Source organism: Rhodococcus sp. H29-C3, from assembly GCF_030063405.1.
GTDB lineage: Bacteria > Actinomycetota > Actinomycetes > Mycobacteriales > Mycobacteriaceae > Rhodococcoides.
Genome location: NZ_JASITC010000002.1, coordinates 431133 through 451674, shown reverse-complemented (window position 1 = coordinate 451674; position 20542 = coordinate 431133). Strand labels below are relative to the sequence as shown.

Sequence of the window (20542 nt, the reverse complement as noted above, 5' to 3'; positions counted from 1 at the left end):
TGGTTTCGTATATCGACTCTATTGTGCCCACATTGCGACGGAGCGACACTTCTCCAACGCATTCGGACCGAACGCGTACCTGCCCGCGCATCTTGACAGGATTCTGTCGATTGCTACAGTGACAGCATCCTGTCAACTATGGAGGTTCCGATGAAGACCATTGCTCTCTACGCACTCGACACGATGGCGGACTGGGAATACGGATACCTCGTGGCAGGCATCGCCATGGCGCGGCAACAAGGCAACTCTCGGTACGAGCTGAAGGTTGTCTCCGACGGCGGCGGCAAGGTCACCACCGCCGGTGGCATTCGTGTTCTTCCCGACGGTGACGTCACCGATCTCGACGTCGGATCGCTCGCGGCGCTAGTCCTCCCCGGCGGCGACACTTGGGGTGAGGGGCACTCCGCGGTGCTCGAGCTCGCTCGGACGGCGATCGATCGCGCAGTACCCGTCGGTGCCATCTGCGGTGCCACGCTCGGGCTTGCGCGCACCGGACTGCTGAATGCTCGCCCACACACCAGCAATGCACTCGAATTCATCTCCGGTGCAGCCGAATACACCGGCAGTGAGCACTATCGCGATGCACGGGTGGTGTCCGATCGCTCCCTGGTGACCGCACCCGGCACGGCTGCATTGCAGTTCACGAAAGCAATGTTCGAGGTACTCGAACTCTTCCCGCAGCCGATCATCGAGGCCTGGTACGGGCTGTACTCCACCGGGGAGCGCAAGTTCTACGACCAGTTGGTCGCCGGATGAACCGTTCACCAGCCGGTGATGCGCTGACCTCCGTCGTACTTCCTGCATTCGAACTCAATGGTGAATTTCTCGCGGCAGCGCGGCAGATAGCCGAACCAGCGGGCCTGACTCCTGCGTGGTGGCAAGTACTCGGTGCCACGCTGGAGGAGCCGTTGGCAGTAGCCGAGATCGCTCGACGCGTCGGCCTCGGTCTTGCGCGGCAGAGCGTGCAGCGCACGGCGGACATCCTGGTGGGCAAGGGATGGGCTGAGTACCTCGCGAACCCCAAGCATCGACGCGCCAAATTGCTTCGGCCCACACCAGCAGGGCGGACCACCCTGACGGCGCTACGCGACGATCAACATGCGTGGGCCGACGCCGTCGGGCAGGCAGTGGGGGAAGAGGAGATACTTCGAGTCCTGGACGGAATAACGAAGATCATCGCGGCTTCGCGGCGCTATCGAGGCGAGATCGAGTAGCCCGCCCAGCGACAATGACGCTTTTACCCCCCGGGGGTATGGCTGGTACCGTCGGTTGCATGCACTCAGTTATCCGCGGTAGTCGACGAGGTACAGCCTCGGCTACCGGGTTGTTGATTGCATTCACCATCTTCGGGATGTTGCTCATGCACTCGGTGGCGTCCATGTCGTCCATGTCGTCCATGTCACCGATGGGCGGCGGTGGTTCTGCGATGGCGTCGGAGTATCGACTCGACGCTTCGGGGCCTGTCGCGTTCGGGGAGCACGACTGCCCGTCTGCACATTCGATGATGCATCCGTGCGCGGGCACGACGACGTCGTGGCCTGCTCTGACAGTGCCGATCACCAGCATCGACTTCGACTTTTCACCACGAGCGGTGGATATCTTCGGCGGCCGCACCGCCTCCGCGCTGGAACGTGCACCGCCGTGGGTTCTCTCGGAGTTGGACAAATCGGTGACCTTGCGAGTGTGACGGGGAGCCCGAAATGCTCCTGCATCTCGGCGGATCGCTTTTTGTATCCGAACTCCGTAAAAGATCACTCTCGTAAGGAATTCACATGCGTACTCCAGTACTTGCTGCACTCGCGGCTGCCTCGGCAGGCGTTATTTTCCTCACCGGCTGCAGCGACGACTCTTCAAACACTCCGATGAACGGGCAGATGATGGATGGGCAGTCGATGAACTCGTCGCAGTCCACTTCGTCCTCGTCGGATGCGTCGGCGCAGTTCAACAATGCCGACGTGATGTTCGCGCAGATGATGTACCCGCATCACGCACAGGCTGTCGAGATGTCCGAGATGGCAACCGGGCGGACCGAGAACCCGGATGTCCTGGCATTGGCGTCGGCGATCGAAGCCGCGCAGCAGCCGGAGATGGACCAGATGACCGCGTGGCTCTCCGAGTGGGGCCAGCCTGCCCCTTCCGCTGACTTGGGGGAGATGGGCGGTATGGGCGGTATGAATCATGGCTCGGGCAGCGGCATGATGACCGATCAGGAGATGGAGTCATTGATGGCGTCCTCGGGACCCGAGTTCGACCGCCAGTGGTTGACGATGATGATTGCCCACCACACCGGTGCTATCGACATGGCGAATGTCGAAATCGAACAGGGTTCCAATCCTGAGGCTCAGGCGATGTCGCGGATGATCGTCACTTCCCAGCAGGAGGAGATCGACACGATGCGCCAGCTCCTGGGCTGACCTGTTACACACCGAAGGCCGCACCCCTCGTGGGGGTGCGGCCTTCGGTCGTTCCACTGTCTGCCTCGAACTCAGCTCTTCAGTGCTGGTCGATGCTCTTCGGCCACATCATTCGGATGCTCGTCGTCGGCGATGCTTTCAGGTGTGAGATCGAGTCGACGCAACAACTGCGCATTGGCCGCGACGATGACCGTCGACAACGACATCAAGATCGCCCCGACCGACATCGGCAGCACGAACCCGATCGGTGCCAGTACTCCTGCCGCGAGCGGCACGGAGATGAGATTGTATCCCGCTGCCCACCACAGGTTTTGCTTCATCTTCCGATAGGAGGCACGCGAAAGCTCGATCACCGAGAGCACCGATCGGGGGTCGTCGCTGGCCAGGATCACTCCCGCCGACGCGATGGCGACGTCGGTGCCCGCGCCGATCGCGATCCCGACGTCGGCCTGCGCAAGCGCCGGAGCGTCGTTGACGCCGTCGCCGACCATCGCCACTGTGCGTCCTTCTCGTTGCAAGTCGGCGACGTGATGGGACTTGTCTTCTGGTTTTACTCCGGCGAAATAGCGGTCGATACCGAGTTCGGTGGCGACGGACTTCGCGACGGCATCGGCGTCACCGGTGATCATGACGACCTCGATGTTGCGGCTATGAAGCTCCTCGATCGCGGAGCGTGATTCCAGTCGGATCTCGTCGGCGAGCTTCAATGCTCCGATGACCTCGCTTTCGGCGAGGACATGCAGGATGATCGCACCGTCGTCACCCCAGCGTTCGGCGACAGCGAGTTCGCGGGCGTGCTCCTGTTCGAGCAGGCCGGGGCCACCGACGTGGATACGAGTTCCGTCGATGTCGGCGGACACCCCGACTGCCGGGGACGACCGAAAGTCGGTAGCGGTCGGTACTGTCAGGCCACGGTGACGCGCGGCTTCGACGATGGCGCGGGCGAGTGGATGCTCGGAATCGGTTTCGGCGGCGGCGGCCGACGCCAGGACTTCGTCGGCGGTGTGGCCCCCGGTCACCTCGATCGCGATGACGGTGGGCTCACCTTTGGTCAGCGTTCCTGTTTTGTCGAATACCACGGTATTCACTGTCCGCATGGTTTCCAGCGCCAACCGATCCTTGATCAGGACACCGCTGCGGGCGGCTCGTTCGGTGGCGATGGACACCACCAGGGGGATCGCCAACCCGAGGGCATGTGGACAGGCGATGACCAGCACGGTGATCGTGCGGATGACGGCGTCGTCGGGCAGCCCGAACAGTGTCCACACTCCCGCGGTGATGGCCGCCGCTCCCAGCGCGAACCAGAACAACCAACCCGACGCGGTATCGGCAATGCGCTGAGCCCGCGACGACGAATTCTGCGCGTCGGCGACCAGACGTCCGATTCCTGCGAGGGCGGTGTCCTCGCCGATGGCAGTGACCTGGATGCGGACGCCGGAATCGGTGGCCACGGTCCCGGCGACGACGTGGTCACCGTCGCTGCGGCGGACAGTGCGCGATTCGCCGGTGACCATCGATTCGTCCATGCTCGCGGTCCCGGAGACTATGGTGCCATCGGCAGGCACCCGCCCGCCTGGACGGACGACGACGACGTCGCCGACCCGTAAGTCATCCGGCGTCACCGAGACGACACCGCCGTCCTCGACGCGTTCGGCGGTGTCGGGGAGAAGCGCTGCCAGTGAATCCAATGCAGAGGTGGTCTGCGCAAGTGACCGCATCTCGACCCAGTGCCCGAGCAGCATGATCACGATCAACAGTGCCAGTTCCCACCAGAAGTCGAGCTGGTGGTCGAGTACGCCGATGCTCGAACCCATCGATGCGAGAAATGCGACCGTGATCGCCAGTGCGATGAGGAGCATCATTCCTGGTGTACGCGAACGTATCTCGCTGACCGCGCCGGTCAGGAACGGTGACCCTCCCCAGAAGTACATGACGGTGCCCAGTACCGGTGAGATCCAGGCGATCCACGCTGCGTCGGGTAGCGGATAACCGACGATCATCGCGAACATGTTCGAGGCGAACACGACTGGGACGGCGAAGAACACCATGATGAGGAACAGGCGACGGAACTGGCCGGCGTGATCGCCGTGTCCGGCGTGCCCTGCGTGTCCGGACATGTCGTGCCCTGCCATGTCATCTTGGCCGGAATGCGCCGAATCCGGCCGAGGTGGATGTGCAGTGTCGGGGTTCATGTGGTTGTTCATCGTGCATGTACTCCCACTGATCGAGTTCGTGGTTGATACCCCTGGGGGGTATAAGGCCAGTACGAATAGTACGCCTTGTCGCCGGTTTCGGGAAGGGGTTCTTCGCCCACAGAAGTATTGGTTGCGTGCCCGTCGCTCCGATCAGGCAACGCCGACGAGTGCGAGGAGGACCGGAATTCCCGGGGGGAGCACGGTGGCAGCGGCGACGGCGATGACCGCACCACCGAGCACGCCGATGTTCCCTTTCTGGGCCAGCTCGAGCCGGCCAATGCGTCGCCGACCGAGAAGCCGAGTGGGACGAGTCTGGTGTTTACGAGCATCGCGCTGGCGACTGCGGCGACTGGATTTCCTCCTGCAGCAAGAACTCCCACGAGAATGAACTGGGATGCACCGACGAGGCCGTCGGCTAGGCATACGAGGGCGATGTCTCGCGGCGCGGGTGTTCGCCATATCGAACGGCTGCTCGCCTCCTGCCCACCGCATGCGCGTCGGGACCTCTACATCATCAACGCCCAAGTCGGTGACGCACGGCAGGCAGATCCCCACTCGCCAGGCGTAGTCGAACATGTCGTCATGTCGGTGGGTCGCGCACTGGTTGGACCTACCGAGACCCCGTCGAGCTACATCTCGGTGACTACATTTCGTACCCGGGGATCAGCCGCACACCTTCGAAGCATTGGAGCCGAACACCGTGGCGGTACTGGTGTCCGAACACCTCTAGCGCAGCGCCAGAGGTAGGCCCTCTCGGCACTTTCGCTCGATACACAGAACTCCAAGGATGGAACACCGCGCAGAAGTCGGACATTTTTGGCACAGTGGGAGGCATGCAGCGGCGCGTGGGCGAGAGTTGGTCCGTGCGACCAAGCTCAGGGGTAACCCCTGGGAAAGAAATGAGAATCGGTCACTGCGTCCGAAGCAGCTCGGCACGCTCCGCGTGCTTGCCTGCTCCGAGGACGAAAGATTTCGGTCGCCCCGCGCCGCTGTGTTTCATTCCAGGAGATGCATGGCCGACCGAGAACTGACGCCGCGATCGGCTGCGGCGTTGGCGGCTCTGGCTGCGGATGTGCAGTGGACGCGTAGCGGGCTCGAGGATGCATTCGCGGCGCTCGTTCCGGCCAGAGCGTCGTGGTTGGCGGACCGCGTGATCAATCTTTTTCCGATGCCGCCGTTCGACGAGTCGTCGATCTTCCGCCTTCTGCGCGACCTGCCGTTCATCCCGGAGCCCTCGGTGTCCTCGCATACGCCGCCGCCGGGAGGCAACGTCAAGCCGTGGCGTTTCGAGGTGCCTCGCTACGAGACAACGGGTCAGCTTGCACAGTCTCTCGATCTCACGATCAACGAAATGGACTGGTTCGCTGATCTTCAGGGAAGATTGACGAGAGCGCCGTTTCCGATGCAGCACTATCGGTCTGCCCGAATCGACAAGCGGGTCGGCTGGCGGCTCCTGGAAGTGCCGAAGCCGCGGTTGCGCGAGATTCAGCGAAAGGTCCTACGGCGGATTCTCGATCGAGTGCCCGCGCACCCTGCCGCACATGGATTTCGGCGAGCCCGCAGTGCGCGGACCTTCGCAATTCCACACGCAGGCCGCGAAGTTGTCGTATCAGTCGACCTGAAGAACTTCTTCCCATCCATCGGATTCGACCGTGTCGTAGCGATATTCGAAGCTGTGGGCTATCCCCCGACTGTCGCGTCGAATCTTGCAGGCGTGTGTACGACGGTGACGCCCGCGGCCGAATTGGTCGGAATCGACCGGCCGACAGCCTCTCGATTGCGATCCACTCATCTGCCGCAGGGCGCGCCGACATCACCGGCACTGGCCAATCTTGCAGCACGGCAATTGGATATCCGGTTGACCGGTCTCGCGCGATCCATGGGGCTGCGATATACCCGTTATGCCGACGACCTGGCATTCTCCGGTAGCCCAGACGTGGACACCCTGCAGTGGGTGGTCGGTCAGGTCGCACATGACGAGGGTTTCGCCCTGCACCCGGACAAGACGCGGGTGCGGCGGGCACACCAGCGACAACAACTGACCGGCCTGGTGGTCAACGACTGGCCCGCAGTACCCAGAGCCGAATACGACGCCCTGCGCGCGCTGCTCCACAACTGCATCACGACGGGTGCTGATGTCCAAAACCTGAACGGGAGTACAGATTTCCGCGCCCACGTGTACGGGCGCATCGCGCGCATCGGTGAAACGAGCAGTACGCGTCGAGAGAGATTGCTCGCGATGGCAGCGCGGGTGGATTGGTGATGAGTTGTGGCGCGTCGGGCCGCCATTGGAACCCTCGTACCCACTCAGCGACTGCGGGATCGACAACACCCTCGGGTTGTACGAGATCGGGAAACTGGACGAAACCGCTGCTGTCGAGCACGGCGTAAGACTCGACGCGGTCGGAATCTCCCGGTTCTTCAACTGCTCGCCCGTATCGAGGGCCCTGACGCCGGGGCCGGAATCCTGACCGATTTTCCCTGGCTGCCGTCGGGATTCTGCCGCTTCGATATATCGGGTGCTGTCCCATTGTTCTTGGGTGCAGATCGGTACGACGTCCAATCAGGTCCCGACGCGTTCGCCGTACTTGCCGATCTGGCGCCGGCAGCGCCGTGCGCCCAGCGTGCTACTTCGCTCGCCACGTTCTCGTTGTCCCCCAGTCCGGTATCGAACACTTGGGAACCTCTCGAAGTCCACGTCGAGCTCGACGGGTGCCGCCGCATTCTCGCAGACGGGTACCAGTCTCTCCCTGCACCAACGGAATTCGTGGATGCCCTTGCCGTTGCCGCAGTTTGACTCGTCAGGAGCTACGTCTTAGGATCCGTCCATAACTTCCCCCGCGAAGAACATCTAGATATCGGGCGGCCTTCAGCGCGGCGCGGGCGCGGTGAGGCCGAAGTCCATGCTGCCGTCTGGATTGACCTCGTAGATCTCGACGCCCTCACTCACATTGGCCTCATCGGTGCCCTTCGCGACCGCCATCTTGGCGCTGGCATTGCGCATCATGTCCACGACCAGCTCGACCGCCTCTGCAGGTGAAAAATACTTTCGCACAGCGTCAGTCACGGCTTCGCTTATGTATCCCGGCTGCCAGATCATCGCGTCGGTCAGTGCCAACGCGGCCTTGTGACGGCCGGATAGGTTGCTGTCCTCGTAGCTGTCGACTTCGGAGTACATGGACTCGTCGCCTCCGGCGGCGAGTGCCGACCTGATCCGAATCGACTTGCAGATCCGGCAATTGTGCTGGCGGGCCTCGCGCAGCCTGACAAGTTCAGTGGTCACCGGATCCAGACCCTGCACCCGAGCCACGCTAGCCAGGAACTCGTCGACTAGTGGCATGAGATCGTCCGTTGATTCGTTCCACTGGGCCGGCACGCCCCAGCCGTCGGCGGCCGGCGCGAACAATTGCTCGAGCGCGCGGCGAACCCGCGGCGCCCAATCGGCGACATACATGGCCGTCACCAATGCACCGGTCCGATCGCCGAGCGCATCCATCAGCGCGGTGCGCGTCGCATCGTCGATTGCCGATACGTCGATGCTGAACTGTTCTGCGAACTCGAGCGCGATCTGCGCGCCGGCATCGAGGCTCGTGGCGGCCGGTATCTCGGCGTAGGGGTGAGGCAGCGGCGGCAGCGAGACTGCGCCGGCGCAGACCGTGCGCACCAAGGCAGCCAGCGGCGCGGCTGCGACCGGCGGGTTCAGCGCGATCAGGTCTGCCAGCCGTGCCGCCACCTCAGGCGCATGACGCTGCAGAGCATCTACTGCGGTCATGCTGGTCCAGTCGCTGTTCGATGCTGCGCTCACAGCAGCCACATCCTTCATCAGTAGATTCCCGGACAAATAACGTAGATCAAGTTCTGCACCATGTGTTAGCTTGGCCATTAATCAAGCGCTTGCTCAATACGGGAGATGTCAACTCCTTCAGGGTAGAAAGTTGTGTCCTGACGGTGTACCGGGACCGAACGGCATGCGCAACACAATGATTTCACTTCTGCGCGATCAAAATTCTATTGAAACGGAGTATGAATTGAGCACCGACGAATTTGCGGGCAAGGTTGCACTGATTACTGGCGGCGCACGTGGGCAGGGCCGTTCGCACGCCCTGGCATTCGCTGAGCAAGGGGCTGACATTGCGATCTGCGATCGCTGCGCGGATTCTGAGTCCGTCGGCTATCCGCTCGGCACGGAGGCCGAATTGGCAGAGACCAAGCGGATGGTCGAGGAGCTGGGCCGAAAGTGTTTCTCGGGCAGGGTTGATACCTCCGATCGCAATGCGATGAATACTTTTGTGTCGCAGGCAGAGAAGGAACTCGGCGGCATTGATATCGCGGTCGCAAATGCCGGGGTCTCCAGCGCGGCTTCGATCACCGATCATCCCCAGGCACTCTGGGACGAGGTCATCGGCACCAACCTGACCGGCGTGTTCAATACCCTCGCGGCGGTTGCCCCGGGCATGGCCGAGCGCGGCTACGGCCGCATCGTCACCATCTCGTCGATGCTCGGCCGCAGCTCGGCGCCCAACCAGGTCGCGTATGGCGCCTCCAAGTGGGGAGTGATCGGGATGTCGAAGTCCGCCGCGCAGGATCTCGCGCATAGCGGTGTGACTGTGAACGTCATCACGCCAGGAAACATCGACACGCCCATGGTCAAGAACGAGCGTCTATACAGCCTGGTACGCCCCGATCTGGAGTCGCCCACCTGGGATGATGTGGGTCCCTTACTCGGTCAGCTGCATGTCCAGCCGATCGCGGTCATGGACTCCAGCGAGGTCAGCCGGGTCGTGCTCTTCCTAGCAGCTGAGGCGAGCGCCCACTTGACGGGGATCGTTGTCCCGGTCGACGCGGGCTGGAGTACCCGGACGGGCTCGTAGACAGCACGGGGCCTGACTTGCGGGGGGGGGGTATGAGCCGGGACCCCTCGAGATACTGCCGGCACATGGGAGACGACCTGACTCATGGCAAGATCGAAAGTGACTATGCCGCAGCTCCTTTCCATGCCGGCGCCCGGTGGAGGGCCGGCGCCAGGAGGTGGCCGAGAATATCGTCCGCCGAGCGGCCGCCAACGCCCGAATATCTGCCGCCAACGCCATCTCCGGCCATGCACCGACGACCCACGAAGGACAGATATGAATTGCGCCGCGACTGACATTGCCAATCTGTTGTACAGGTATGCGGAGAACATGGACTCCGGCCGCTTCGAGGAGGCCAGCGCGATGTTCGAAAATGCGCGGGTGCGAACCGGCAAAAAGGTCCTCGATCATGTCGCACTGCTCAACTCGTGGCGAAGTGTGGTGAAGATTCACCCCGGCGGCACGCCGCGAACCAAGCATGTGATCACCAACCCCATAATCGACGTTGATGAGGCGGCAGGCACCGCGACCTGCCGCTCCTACTACTCGGTCCTGCAGGAAACCCTTACGGTGCCGCTCCAAGTTATCGCCGCAGGGAGATATCACGACGAGTTTGCTCGCGTGGACGGAGTCTGGCGTTTCACCTTCCGCGACTACTCGCTCCTCGACCTGGTGGGGGATCTGAGTGATCACCTCACAGAGAACTTCAGTCGCTCATGAGTTGATCATGTTCACCTGACCGTATTCGCATGGTTGTTCTGGTAGTCCGGCGATCGACATCGGTCCGCTGTCAGGTCGCGACGCGGCTCGACAGACAAGCGCGTTGTCTCGATCATCACGCAGGTTCATCGATCGGGCGGGGACACCCGATTCCGGTCAGTGGGACAAAGTGTGCGCTGAGTCACCGATAGGTGAGCATCATTGGTCCGTTCAGCCCTCCCCGGGTCGAGCCACGCTGGTTGTTATGGGTCATCGCCAGTGAGCGCAACTGACCACTCCTGGAAGAGAATTCATGACCGTCCACGGTGTGCTAGGCCCGATCGATGTCTCTGAGCTCGGCCAAACACTGATCCACGAGCACGTTGCGACGGCCGACTGGTCGATGCGCATGGCATTCGGTGACCAGTACTACCAGCACGACGTCGTGCTCGAGAAAGCTGTAGAGCAGTTCAACCGCGCGAAGGCCTGTGGGATCCGGACGGTGGTGGATGGCACCCCGGTAAACATGGGCCGCGACATCGCACTGATCCGTGAAGTCGCAGAACGGACTGGGCTTAATTTCATCGTTTCCAGCGGCTTCTACTACCAGGATGAGGTGTATCTGAACTGGCGCACCGAGGACGAGATCTATGCGCTGATCAGCGGGGAGTGCCGTGACGGCATCGGCAAGACCGGCGTCCGGCCAGGGATCATGAAAACTGCCTGCGCCGACGCCGGCATCACACCGATCCTGGACAAGGTCTTCCGCGCCATCGGCCGGGTAGCAGTCGAACAGCGGCTGCCGATTTTCTCCCATCACCATGCGCACCTCGGTAATGGCGATGAGATCATGGACCTATTCGAAAGCGTCGGCGTAGCGCCGCACCAAGTAGTGCTCGGGCACAGTGGAGACACCGACAATATCGACTACTTGGAGCGAATGCTCGAACGTGGCTGCTACCTGGGCATGGACCGCTTCGGATACTGCGACGTCGGACTCGGCTTGAAAGATCGGGTGCGGATAATCGCGGAGTTGTGCGCCCGAGGTTACGGAGACCGGCTACTGCTCTCCCACGACCTTGCGGCCTATTTCGCAGTGTTCGGCTCCTGGGACGATTTCAAGGCGGACCGGCTACCCGTCGGAGCCGATTTCACCTTCATACACACCGAAGTGATACCAGCGCTCGAGGCTGCCGGCGTAGACCCAGTACAAGTTGCTGCGATGATCGAGCGCAACCCCATCGATTTCCTCGACGCTCGAGGGGAGACGGTTCATCGATGAGATTGCGCAGAATCGACACGGCCACATTAGCCGTAGCGTAGGCAGTTATCACGACGGCGCGGAATCGTTTGGTCTAGTTACGTACCTTTCGGCACGCTTGGCCGACAGACCGGCGCTTCTTGAGCGCTTCTGTACGGAAACCTAAAGACCGCAGGAGGTGTGCGCGTAGACATACTCGACAACGTCTGCTCCGTAGTACGAAACAGGCCGCCCTTCTTGATCGACGAGACGGAAGGCTTTTTCTCGGGTTGCCGATCCGCCTACAATACGAACAACGTCAGCGCCTGGGACTCGAACGTCGATATTTCCCCAGTTTCTGAGGGCGAAAAGTATTACTTCCGTTACGAACTGAGGTTCCGTCCAATCAGCGCAGCCGAACAGTTCGCGTTTACGTGGGAGTCATTCGACTGGAGGATCGACGCGCAGGGGCATGGATCATTCTTCTGATCGCGCGCGTTCGTTCCTCGATCGCGCTCTAGCGTTACCCGCCTCGGCCGTGCGCCGAGGCGGGTAACGCCAAGCGACGACACGACCTTGACCACCGTCCATCACTCAGACAGTGAAGGTGCAAAGTACGTGACTGAACCGCCCGTGAACGAGAACTCCGAGTTGATACAGCTTGGTGTGCTCGAGGTGCCAGTGAGGGCGCTGCGCGCGCCCCCTGTCGACCTTCTCCAGTTGCTGAGCCAACTTCCCATCACGAGCCCTCTGAAAGACTGGGAGTTCGATCGCCTGCCGAAAGCTGGCTGGCGGATGGTCGATACAAAAGGTCCGCTACACGCGATCACCGAAGTGCGGACTTTCGCAGCACCGTCGGATAACGCCACTGCCTGGTGGCTTCTGACCCTGACTAATGTAGGCGGCGAATGGAGTGCGGGTGCGTCCGACCGTCCAATAGCGGAGGAAATTCCACGGTCGGTTCGGAGTCGAAACCTTGTTTTGCGGTGGCCGGCAACAGAAGTTCACCTAACTGGCGCTGACCAAGAGCTCTACGTCATGCTGACGAACGCAACGGACGCAACCTACGTTGGCCACAGAACGGATTCCGACTACGTCAGAGGCCATCTAGACAGGTCCGACGGCTCACCCGTGCCCGGCCAAAGATGGGCAGCGTACTCATTACGTCCGCTCCCGACCATCGCACCGGGGGACTATCTCGAACTGCCGGTAACATTCAACACCGACCTGGCTCGGCTGAAGCCAGGGACCTATAGAGCGACAGCAACGATCATGTGTTTCGGATTAGCGACATCAACGACGTTGCACCTCGACTTGTAGTCACTCCCCAGTTTGTTTGAGGCGAGTGCGATGTCGGTTAGACGCGCCTGCTCGACTTGAAGTGCAGCATCACGTGTGCGCAGCAATCGTGGGCAATTGGTCGCCAGTGAATACGTCGCGTTACCGGTAGCGTCGATCCTCACGTCCGCGTTCTTGGCGCAGACCTGCTCACCGTCCACGTCGAGCTCGGTACCTCACGCGCGAACCCCGCCGTCGTCGACTTCACCCTGCGCAGTTTTCAAGACGCACAAATGGTTCCGAGGAGCCCACGGTGATCGCCTCGGGATACGGTTGCTCACGTGGAGCTGACACGACGCGAGCGCTCGAAGCTCGGCGCACTCGGGGTTGCTGTTGTAGTGGGGATCGTCTTCATCACTGTGCGGGTAGCCCTCGACGAGACCGCATCTGCGGGTGGGCCTCCTGAGCGCTCGGCGATCGATACTTCCCTTGCCGAGCGGCCCGAGCAAGCGATACACCTGGATCCGCACGTGTTGTCCGACAACGGTAGCGACGTGCTGCTCGCCATGCCCTACAAACTCGACATGTACTACGGCTACGGCGGGGTTCTGGGCGGAAACGACGTGGTGGTCGCCGCTACCGGATATCCGCTGCCGACAGCGGATCTCGGCTCCGGCACAGGCGTCGGGCCGGTAACTCTCGTCGGTGTGGATACGGCGGATGGGTCGCCACTGTGGAAGACGATCGTGGGCAGGGTGTCCGCCTGTAGCGACACGGTCGAGTCGGTGGTCATCGCGTGTTGGTCCGACCGTCGAATTGTGTTCGTCGATACCTCGGACGGAACGCTCCTGTCCGACATCGGAACCGAATTCGATGTGATGAATGTTCGCTTCGTGGACGACAACGTCTACGTGGTGGGAAATTCCGACCGGAGTCCGATACTGACGCGTGGAACGGCGACGGACATCTCAGCTGACTATCTCCGTACCTTTCCAGCGTCCGACGACCTTGCTTACGTAGCCCCACTCCCGGAGTTCGGCATCGCAATGACCACGTATCGAGGAAGCGGAGGCGCGCAGTACACCTCGACCGTGCACGACCTCGATACCGACGCAGAACGCTTCGTGTACGAGGGTGACTCATTGCAAGCGCTGAGCAAAGACCTGTTCGTCTCCACCGTCGGCATCCAATCCGGTTCGGCAGGCACACAGAATCTCCTCGATGGACATGGCGAGCTGATCCGCGCGATCCCGATCCCCTCGGCGGTGGTCGGCGGATACCCGAGCCTGCCGTCCACACCAGTTCCAGCGTTCGCTGGTGACGGTGCGTACGACGCGGTGACCGGCGCGGAACTGTGGCGAAACCCCCTCATGGTCGAGGGGACGTTCGCGAAGGAGTCCGCCGTCGTCGCGGTGGTGGGACGCACAGTGGTCGTGGCCGACCCAGAAGGTCGCACCATCGTCGGCCTCGACGTCGACACCGGCGAACAGCGTTGGCTCACCCCCTGGCAGGACGCCTACTGGGTGAGAGGGGGCCTCACCGATGGCGAGTACTTCGTGTTCGGGGACTACACCGGAACCCATGCGCTCCGAGTCCGGGACGGTGCAATCATGTGGTCGCTCCCGCTACCGGACGGCGCCGACCCTCGAGTGGTGCAGGTGGGACCCGGGGGTGGCCACGTCCTCGTATCCTCGGCCACACAATTCACAATCTGGACGTGACCCTTATCCTCGAGCGGACTGATGCCATGGGGCGGGGGTGAAGCTGTCGGGATCGGCCATTTCCCAGTCCGCTGCCCATGAGGCCGGCGGGTCGTTAAGCAGCACCGCTGGTGCGAGCCATTCGTAGATCTCCGCGTACGACTGCTGGCTGATCGGTCCAATTCGCTTGCGCAACATGTACGGCGTGAGACCGGAGGGCTCACTGACGCCCATCGATGCCATGATCTTCGACGCTTGGGCGACGGTGGCCTGCTGGTATCGGAGAACTCGAGTGCTTTTGTCGTCGACGTCGAGCGCCCGTGCGCGCTTGGGGTCCTGAGTTGCAACTCCCACCGGGCATTTGTTGGTGTGACACCGCTGCGACTGAATGCAGCCGACAGCCATCATCATCGCGCGGGCAGAGTTGGTGTAATCGGCGCCTTGGATGAGCCGCTTGACGATGTCTGCTCCGGTGGCGACCTTCCCGCTTGCCCCGACCCGAATCTGCTGACGCAGGCCGCAACCCACCAGTGCATTGTGCAGTGTCATCAACCCGTCGGTCAGCGGAAGACCGACATGATCCTCGTACTCCAGCGGGGCCGCGGCGGTACCTCCCTCGGCCCCGTCGACAATGATGAAATCCGGGGCGATGCCCTCCTCGAGCATCGCTTTGCAGAGTGCCAGAACATCTACTCGCGAGCCCACGCAGAGCTTGAACCCGACAGGCTTACCATCGGCGAGATCACGCATGCGCCCGATGAACCGGATCAGACCACGAGGGGTGGAGAATTCCTTGTGCGCCGCTGGACTGACGCATTTCTCCCCTTGCGGGACACCCCGATACTCGGCAATCTCGGCGCTGACCTTCGCCGCAGGCAGCACTCCACCGATCCCCGGCTTCGCACCTTGACTCAGCTTGAGCGACAAGCATTTCACCCGATCGTCAGCGGCCTTGCGGGAGAACTGATCGGGATCGAAGCGGCCGTCCTCGGTACGGCAACCGAAGTAGCCCGAACCGATCTCCCAGACGACAGCGGCGCCTCCGAGATGGTATGGCGTGAGGCCACCCTCGCCGGTGTCATGAGCGAACCCACCGCGTTCTGCACCGGCGTTGAGCGCCTTCAGCGCATTGGCAGACAGCGCACCGAAACTCATCGCCGATACGTTCAACAACGCCATGTCGTAGGGGTGTCTGCAGTCCGGACCGCCGATGCGTACGCGCGGTGGAGTGTCCGGAACCTCGACGGGAGCTGTGGAGTGGACGAGGTGCTCGTATCCGGCAGCGTCGATATCGCGCTCGGTTCCGAAAGAGAGCTCGGCGGCAGTTCCCTTGGCGCGCTCGTAGATCAGTGACCTCTTGTCACGATCGAAAGGACGCCCGTCGAAGTTGCGCTCGATGAAGTATTGCTGCAGTTCTGGGCGGACCATCTCGAGCAGGTACCGCAGGTGGCCGAGGATCGGGTAGTTACGCAGCACCGAGTGGCGTTTCTGGACCAGATCGTAGATGCCGATCGCAACAATCACGGTGAAGACGACCGCTGCAGTGATCCACCAGAGTGAGCCGAACACCGCCACAACCACCGACCCGATGGCAAGCAGGATCGGTACGCCGACCAACAGAATTCGCATCATCGGGCAGAGCTCCGCACTCGGGCCGTATCTACCTTCGTGGCGGTCACCGGTTCGGCCCATCGTCGCCGGCGCGGCCCTACTGCCTGTATCTACACGCGAGGTTACTCCCCGACCCAAGCGATTTATCCCGATCGATACGCCTCGGGCAGCGGGTACCGAACTGGGGGACCCACGACTGCGGGGACATCGGAATCAGGATGCCTGACGCAGTTCCATCTCCGCGACGCACTGGCACCCGCCGCTGACCTCGGAGCAGTCCAGAACCAGGTAGTGACGCACGTACTCGAGATCGATGCAGCCAGGCTCGGTGCATTCCGCGAGGCCCGAGGAGTGGATCACCAGCGTGCCGTGGCAATGGTCGACAGCCGCAGTGCAGTCTCTGCAGAACATGGTCGGTGCTCCTTTCGTCGGTGTTCTCTATTGGTATCACCGGCCTACGACACGGCCGGGAGAAGTGGGGTGTGTTCCGAGGGCTGCCCGTAAACGCGTGGACCGGCGAACCTGTCGCGCACTAGCATCGGCCTATGGCAACTCCACATTCCAAGGTGTACTTCGGCGACCGCATCATCGACGCGCAGGACGCGACCCTCGGAGTAGCCACCTCGGCAGTTCTGTACGGATTGAGCGTTTACACCGTCTTCCCGGTCCAGGTCGACGGCGAAACGCGGACGGCTTTTCGACTACGCGATCACTTCCAGCGACTCCTCGAGTCGTGCAAGATCATCGGTATCGATCGGTTCGCGGACGAGTGGGATTTCGACCGTTTCCTTGCTGTGACGCGTGAGCTGATCGCCGTGAACGCGCCGGACCGCGAGGTCTATGTACGCGCAACGGTCCACGTCGACGAGCAGATACCGGGAACACGGGTGCGCGGTCTGCACACCACGGTGTCGATCTTTCTGTACGACGCGGTCCCGATCGTCCCGCAGGACGGTATGCGTCTGAAAACGAGTGTTTGGCGTCGTATACCGGACAACGCGATTCCCTCGCGCGCAAAAGTCAACGGAGCCTATGTAAATTCGGTTCTGGCCAAACAGGATGCGATCGACAGCGGCTTCGACGATTGCATATTCCTCGACATCAACGGCCACGTGTGTGAGCTCAGCGCCGCGAATATCTTCCTCGTTCGCGGGGGCACGCTGATCACACCGGACGTGACCTCGGACATTCTCGACGGGATCAACCGTCGTACGATTCTGACTCTCGCTCGCGAGGAGGGGATTCCGGTGCAGGAGAGGGTGGTCGATCTTACCGAGCTCTATATCGCAGACGAAGTATTCGTCTGCGGTACGTCGGCTGGGGTTGCACCCGTCTTTCACATCGACGGCCGGACGGTGGGAGCGTCGATGGACATCGGGCCGCTCTCGGCGATGTTGCGCAAACGCCATCACGACGCGCTCGTCGGCGATGCTGTTCATGGCTGGGTCACCGTTCTCTGACGGTTACTCCTCCGCTCGGAGATCGCGCCTCACCCGTTACAGATGATGCGGTAGGCCCCGGACATCCATAGCGTCGAAGTGAACGGCTATCACTTCTACTCTTACGGAATCGACTATGGGAACAGTTCTCGGCGACCTACTGCCACTGGTGATCGGTATAGCAGTCTCCCCGGTCCCCATCATCGCAGCGATCCTGATGCTGCTGGGTAAACGCGCGGGCATCGCCAGCATCAGCTTTGCGATCGGGTGGATCGCCGGAATCGTTCTGGCAACGACGATCTTCGTTTTGCTGGGGGGCGCGGCGACCGGATCCGAGGACGGGCCGTCCACCACATCGTCGTGGATCAAGCTCGTCATCGGTGTGTTGTTACTCGGGGTCGGTATCCGTCAGTGGCGCGCTCGTGGCGGGGAACACGTGACACCGAAGTGGATGTCGGCCATCGACGATATGACCGCAGTCAAAGCATTCGGAGTCGGCTTCGCGCTGGCCGCGATCAATCCGAAGAACTTGCTGATGTGTATCGCCGCAGGCGTCACTATCGGAGGTGCCACCCTCGATTCCGGACAGACCGTGGTGGCTGTTGCCGTGTTCTCGGTTCTGTCGGCCTCGACGGTTGCGGTTCCGGTGATCGCCTATCAGATTGCGGCACAACGACTCGAGGCACCGCTTGCCTCCCTCAAAGAGTGGTTGCAAGCGAACAATACGGCCGTCATGAGCGTGCTGATTCTAGTGATCTCGGCGGTACTGATCGGCAAGGGGATGGGCGGGTTGTTCTGAAGTCCCACATAGGGTGCGTCGTCAGCGTTGTGTCCGAGTACCCGAATCGAGGAGCACTGCGGCGGCTGCCTTTGCGGCGAGAGCAGATTCGGGCGACTCCGAGATGGCTGCGGTCGTCTGCGCACCCTCGACGAGTAGTGCGATCTGTAGACCGAGGGTTTTCGGGCCGCAGGCTTCGACGACCAAATCGGTGACGTATTCGACGAATTCACGCTTGTGACGGTGCGCCGCATCGGCTACCGCGGGCATAACGGTCCCCAGCTCGCCGAACGAGTTGATGAACGCGCAGCCTCGAAAGTTGTCCTCACGAAACCAGGCGTCGAGGAAGTCGAAGATGGAAAGCACTTTGCCGCGTGCAGATTCGTGCTTGGCTGCCTCAGCGGCGATTCCCGCGTTCCACATGTGTGTTCGGCCCGCGAGCACCTGAGCGACGATCTCGGCTTTCGACGGAAACAACGCGTACATGCGTTTCAGGGAGATTCCGGCCGCGGCTCGCAGTTCATCCATGCCGACGGCATTGACGCCGCGTGCATAGAACAATTCGTCGGCTGCGTGCAGGACGGCGGTCCGTCCACTGTCCGGTTCCATCGTGACCATCTCCTAGCGCTGAGAACCAACGTTCTCTACAGTAGTCGACGACGGGGGAACGTACGTTCTCCCGCGGACCGATCCTTCGCGGAAGGCCTGCACCACGGCCTTCATCAATGCCGGGACCGAGAATAGCGCACCGACCGACGTCTACTACGAAGAAAACCTCGGTAGCAGGATCAGCGAGGCGCCGTCCGCGGGAACTGGAACACCGGCGTCGCGAGCACCGTCAGCGAAGCGCTTCTCGACTTTGTGAAGTAGTCGCCGGAATTATTCTGCGCCGTCGAAGGTCCGAGAAGATGTCGGTGAACATCTTCTCGGTCTCGACGTGCCGGGAGAACCCGAAGCGGCGGGCCTTGGAACCGTCGGCGAAGAAGTCGTAATCCCAGCCGAACACGAAGTCGCCGAACTGCCATGACGAGACGTCTCGGTACGGTGTCGGTAGCAAATCATGACTCTCGATCATCTTCTTCCATAGACCCTCCTTGTCTGCCATCGTGTCGGTGAGTGACATCCGAAGCGGTGGCGCGACGGGAAGATCGAAGAACTCTGCAACTTTCGGCCACATGTTCTCCCATCGGAACAGATCGCCGTTGTTGATGTTGAATGCCTCATCTGCGCACTCGGGAGTTGTTGCAGCCCAGATGGTTGCCTCGGCCAGTAGATCGGCATCGGTCATCTCGATCAGGCTCGTATAAGCACCCGGTGCTCCGGGAAAGCGAAGCGGAACTCCGAGTTCCTTGGACATCGACGCGTAGATCGCAATGACCGTTGCGAGGTTCATCGGGCTGCCCAGCCCGAAGCCGCACACCACCGACGGCCGGATCGCAGTCCAAGACCACGATTTCCCCCGTCGGCGATCCTCGAGAAGTCGTTGTTGGTCGACGTTGAATTCGGGTGGCATGTGGTTTGGATCATTCTCTCGTGCAGGTGTTTTGAACGGACCGAGATGCGCTCCATACACCTTGTATCCCTGCATGAGACTGATGTGCTCGAGGTTCGGCGCGATGGATTCGATGACGTCGATGACGTTCGCGAGCATGGCTACATTCGGCTCGACGAGTCCTGCCCAGGTGGGGCGATCCTGGTACGCAGCGTAGAAGATGTGCGTCGTCGCACTCAGGGGGCCTAGTTGGTTGCGAGCATCCTCCGAATCGAGCAGGTCGACGGCAATGTGACGCAGGTCTGGTTCGTCCTGGCCACCCCGTCGTGACAACCCGATCACCTCCCACTCTCCCGTTCGTCGGAGATGCTCGACAAGGTGCCCGCCGATTACTCCACTCGCGCCGACAACTACCGCGACCCTCTTGCCATTCCTCATGAATTTCTCCTATCGCTATATCGCAATTTTACGATGAGCTGAGTCAACCATAGATATCGGGAAATTGCGATATTTCGGTACAATGGGCGAGTGCCCGCCATCCTGACCGAAGACGAACTCGCCTTGGTGTTCAAAGCGCTCTCGAATCCCACGAGGGTCGCAATACTCCGATGGCTCAAGGACCCGACAGATTTTCCGCCACAACTCGAGCATGCCGAGGAGGTAGGAGTGTGCCTGAAGCACATTCAGGCCAGAGCCAGCGTATCGCAGTCCACAGCGTCGCAGTACATGGCGACATTGCAGGCCGCGGGTCTCGTGACGAGCACCCGCGTCGGGCAATGGACGCACTACAAGCGCAGTGAAGAGCAGATACGTAACCTGGCCGAGTCCGTGCGAGCAGAACTGTAG

General features: G+C 61.6%; 19 protein-coding genes and 1 pseudogene. 13 read left to right on the top strand and 7 right to left on the bottom strand.

From position 1 onward, the window contains the following. Window positions 1–150 precede the first annotated feature (150 nt). From QMK32_RS06230 to QMK32_RS06215, 4 genes are all read left to right on the top strand, one after another. Window positions 151–756 carry a DJ-1/PfpI family protein gene (locus QMK32_RS06230; protein WP_283473727.1) on the top strand — a complete coding sequence of 202 codons (606 nt, stop codon included), beginning with the start codon at window positions 151–153 and terminating at the stop codon, window positions 754–756. Next, window positions 753–1214: a MarR family winged helix-turn-helix transcriptional regulator gene (locus QMK32_RS06225; protein ID WP_283473726.1), complete on the top strand. Its 462-nt coding sequence runs from the start codon at window positions 753–755 to the stop codon at window positions 1212–1214. Before QMK32_RS06230 ends, QMK32_RS06225 begins: the two co-directional genes overlap by 4 nt. A 59-nt stretch (window positions 1215–1273) precedes the next feature. Then, complete coding sequence (locus tag QMK32_RS06220; protein ID WP_283473725.1) at window positions 1274–1687, top strand: hypothetical protein; 414 nt, start codon at window positions 1274–1276, stop codon at window positions 1685–1687. An 85-nt stretch (window positions 1688–1772) separates the two neighbouring features. After that, window positions 1773–2414, top strand: coding sequence for a DUF305 domain-containing protein (locus tag QMK32_RS06215; protein ID WP_283473723.1), 642 nt, complete (start codon window positions 1773–1775; stop codon window positions 2412–2414). 71 nt (window positions 2415–2485) lie between these two features. Here QMK32_RS06215 and QMK32_RS06210 read toward each other — a convergent pair whose 3' ends face one another. Together QMK32_RS06210 and QMK32_RS06205 are read right to left on the bottom strand one after the other, a co-directional pair. Next, window positions 2486–4618 carry a heavy metal translocating P-type ATPase gene (locus QMK32_RS06210; RefSeq protein WP_283473722.1) on the bottom strand — a complete coding sequence of 711 codons (2133 nt, stop codon included), beginning with the start codon at window positions 4616–4618 and terminating at the stop codon, window positions 2486–2488. Window positions 4619–4920: 302 nt separating this feature from the next. Beyond that, window positions 4921–4989 (bottom strand): annotated as a pseudogene (locus QMK32_RS06205) (AzlC family ABC transporter permease); the annotation flags it as partial. A 632-nt stretch (window positions 4990–5621) separates the two neighbouring features. Between QMK32_RS06205 and QMK32_RS06195 the strand changes: the two are divergent. Continuing rightward, complete coding sequence (locus QMK32_RS06195) at window positions 5622–6872, top strand: reverse transcriptase family protein (RefSeq protein WP_283473720.1); 1251 nt, start codon at window positions 5622–5624, stop codon at window positions 6870–6872. A 267-nt stretch (window positions 6873–7139) separates the two neighbouring features. Then, window positions 7140–7406 carry a hypothetical protein gene (locus QMK32_RS06190; RefSeq protein WP_283473718.1) on the top strand — a complete coding sequence of 89 codons (267 nt, stop codon included), beginning with the start codon at window positions 7140–7142 and terminating at the stop codon, window positions 7404–7406. A 72-nt stretch (window positions 7407–7478) separates the two neighbouring features. Here the strand turns inward: QMK32_RS06190 and QMK32_RS06185 are convergent, their stop codons facing one another. Then, window positions 7479–8414, bottom strand: coding sequence for a carboxymuconolactone decarboxylase family protein (locus QMK32_RS06185; protein WP_283473716.1), 936 nt, complete (start codon window positions 8412–8414; stop codon window positions 7479–7481). 175 nt (window positions 8415–8589) lie between these two features. On the opposite strand from QMK32_RS06185, the gene QMK32_RS06180 reads away from it, so the two are divergent. The 4 genes from QMK32_RS06180 (at window position 8590) to QMK32_RS06165 (ending at window position 14397) form a co-directional block, all read left to right on the top strand. Then, complete coding sequence (locus tag QMK32_RS06180; RefSeq protein ID WP_283473989.1) at window positions 8590–9480, top strand: mycofactocin-coupled SDR family oxidoreductase; 891 nt, start codon at window positions 8590–8592, stop codon at window positions 9478–9480. A gap of 255 nt (window positions 9481–9735) precedes the next feature. Continuing rightward, on the top strand, window positions 9736–10179 hold the full coding sequence (locus tag QMK32_RS06175) for a nuclear transport factor 2 family protein (protein ID WP_283473715.1): 444 nt from the start codon (window positions 9736–9738) through the stop codon (window positions 10177–10179). 292 nt (window positions 10180–10471) lie between these two features. Then, entirely contained in the window at window positions 10472–11440 is a 969-nt protein-coding gene (locus tag QMK32_RS06170; protein WP_283473713.1) for a phosphotriesterase family protein, read from the top strand. Between the two features lie 1577 nt (window positions 11441–13017). After that, window positions 13018–14397: an outer membrane protein assembly factor BamB family protein gene (locus QMK32_RS06165; RefSeq protein WP_283473710.1), complete on the top strand. Its 1380-nt coding sequence runs from the start codon at window positions 13018–13020 to the stop codon at window positions 14395–14397. 3 nt (window positions 14398–14400) lie between these two features. Here QMK32_RS06165 and QMK32_RS06160 read toward each other — a convergent pair whose 3' ends face one another. Both QMK32_RS06160 and QMK32_RS06155 read right to left on the bottom strand, forming a co-directional pair. Beyond that, complete coding sequence (locus QMK32_RS06160) at window positions 14401–16008, bottom strand: FMN-binding glutamate synthase family protein (protein ID WP_283473709.1); 1608 nt, start codon at window positions 16006–16008, stop codon at window positions 14401–14403. Window positions 16009–16200: 192 nt separating this feature from the next. Next, entirely contained in the window at window positions 16201–16398 is a 198-nt protein-coding gene (locus QMK32_RS06155) for a hypothetical protein (protein ID WP_283473707.1), read from the bottom strand. Window positions 16399–16532: 134 nt separating this feature from the next. On the opposite strand from QMK32_RS06155, the gene QMK32_RS06150 reads away from it, so the two are divergent. Together QMK32_RS06150 and QMK32_RS06145 are read left to right on the top strand one after the other, a co-directional pair. Then, a complete protein-coding gene (locus QMK32_RS06150) occupies window positions 16533–17447 on the top strand; it encodes an aminotransferase class IV (protein ID WP_283473706.1) in 915 nt (304 codons plus the stop codon). Window positions 17448–17562: 115 nt separating this feature from the next. Beyond that, window positions 17563–18225, top strand: a complete 663-nt coding sequence (locus tag QMK32_RS06145; protein WP_283473705.1) for a GAP family protein — start codon at window positions 17563–17565, stop codon at window positions 18223–18225. A gap of 21 nt (window positions 18226–18246) precedes the next feature. On the opposite strand, the gene QMK32_RS06140 is transcribed toward QMK32_RS06145, so the two are convergent. Both QMK32_RS06140 and QMK32_RS06135 read right to left on the bottom strand, forming a co-directional pair. Then, a complete protein-coding gene (locus QMK32_RS06140) occupies window positions 18247–18813 on the bottom strand; it encodes a TetR/AcrR family transcriptional regulator (RefSeq protein WP_283473704.1) in 567 nt (188 codons plus the stop codon). 229 nt (window positions 18814–19042) lie between these two features. After that, entirely contained in the window at window positions 19043–20134 is a 1092-nt protein-coding gene (locus tag QMK32_RS06135) for an SDR family oxidoreductase (protein WP_283473703.1), read from the bottom strand. A gap of 90 nt (window positions 20135–20224) precedes the next feature. On the opposite strand from QMK32_RS06135, the gene QMK32_RS06130 reads away from it, so the two are divergent. Continuing rightward, entirely contained in the window at window positions 20225–20542 is a 318-nt protein-coding gene (locus tag QMK32_RS06130) for an ArsR/SmtB family transcription factor (RefSeq protein ID WP_283473701.1), read from the top strand.

Coding starts and splice junctions, on each gene's coding strand:
- QMK32_RS06230 (WP_283473727.1), top strand. CDS start 151: ATGAAGACCATTGCTCTCTACGCACTCGACACGATGGCGGACTGGGAA.
- QMK32_RS06225 (WP_283473726.1), top strand. CDS start 753: ATGAACCGTTCACCAGCCGGTGATGCGCTGACCTCCGTCGTACTTCCT.
- QMK32_RS06220 (WP_283473725.1), top strand. CDS start 1,274: ATGCACTCAGTTATCCGCGGTAGTCGACGAGGTACAGCCTCGGCTACC.
- QMK32_RS06215 (WP_283473723.1), top strand. CDS start 1,773: ATGCGTACTCCAGTACTTGCTGCACTCGCGGCTGCCTCGGCAGGCGTT.
- QMK32_RS06210 (WP_283473722.1), bottom strand. CDS start 4,618: ATGAACAACCACATGAACCCCGACACTGCACATCCACCTCGGCCGGAT.
- QMK32_RS06195 (WP_283473720.1), top strand. CDS start 5,622: ATGGCCGACCGAGAACTGACGCCGCGATCGGCTGCGGCGTTGGCGGCT.
- QMK32_RS06180 (WP_283473989.1), top strand. CDS start 8,590: ATGATTTCACTTCTGCGCGATCAAAATTCTATTGAAACGGAGTATGAA.
- QMK32_RS06175 (WP_283473715.1), top strand. CDS start 9,736: ATGAATTGCGCCGCGACTGACATTGCCAATCTGTTGTACAGGTATGCG.
- QMK32_RS06170 (WP_283473713.1), top strand. CDS start 10,472: ATGACCGTCCACGGTGTGCTAGGCCCGATCGATGTCTCTGAGCTCGGC.
- QMK32_RS06160 (WP_283473709.1), bottom strand. CDS start 16,008: ATGATGCGAATTCTGTTGGTCGGCGTACCGATCCTGCTTGCCATCGGG.
- QMK32_RS06155 (WP_283473707.1), bottom strand. CDS start 16,398: ATGTTCTGCAGAGACTGCACTGCGGCTGTCGACCATTGCCACGGCACG.
- QMK32_RS06150 (WP_283473706.1), top strand. CDS start 16,533: ATGGCAACTCCACATTCCAAGGTGTACTTCGGCGACCGCATCATCGAC.
- QMK32_RS06145 (WP_283473705.1), top strand. CDS start 17,563: ATGGGAACAGTTCTCGGCGACCTACTGCCACTGGTGATCGGTATAGCA.
- QMK32_RS06140 (WP_283473704.1), bottom strand. CDS start 18,813: ATGGAACCGGACAGTGGACGGACCGCCGTCCTGCACGCAGCCGACGAA.
- QMK32_RS06135 (WP_283473703.1), bottom strand. CDS start 20,134: ATGAGGAATGGCAAGAGGGTCGCGGTAGTTGTCGGCGCGAGTGGAGTA.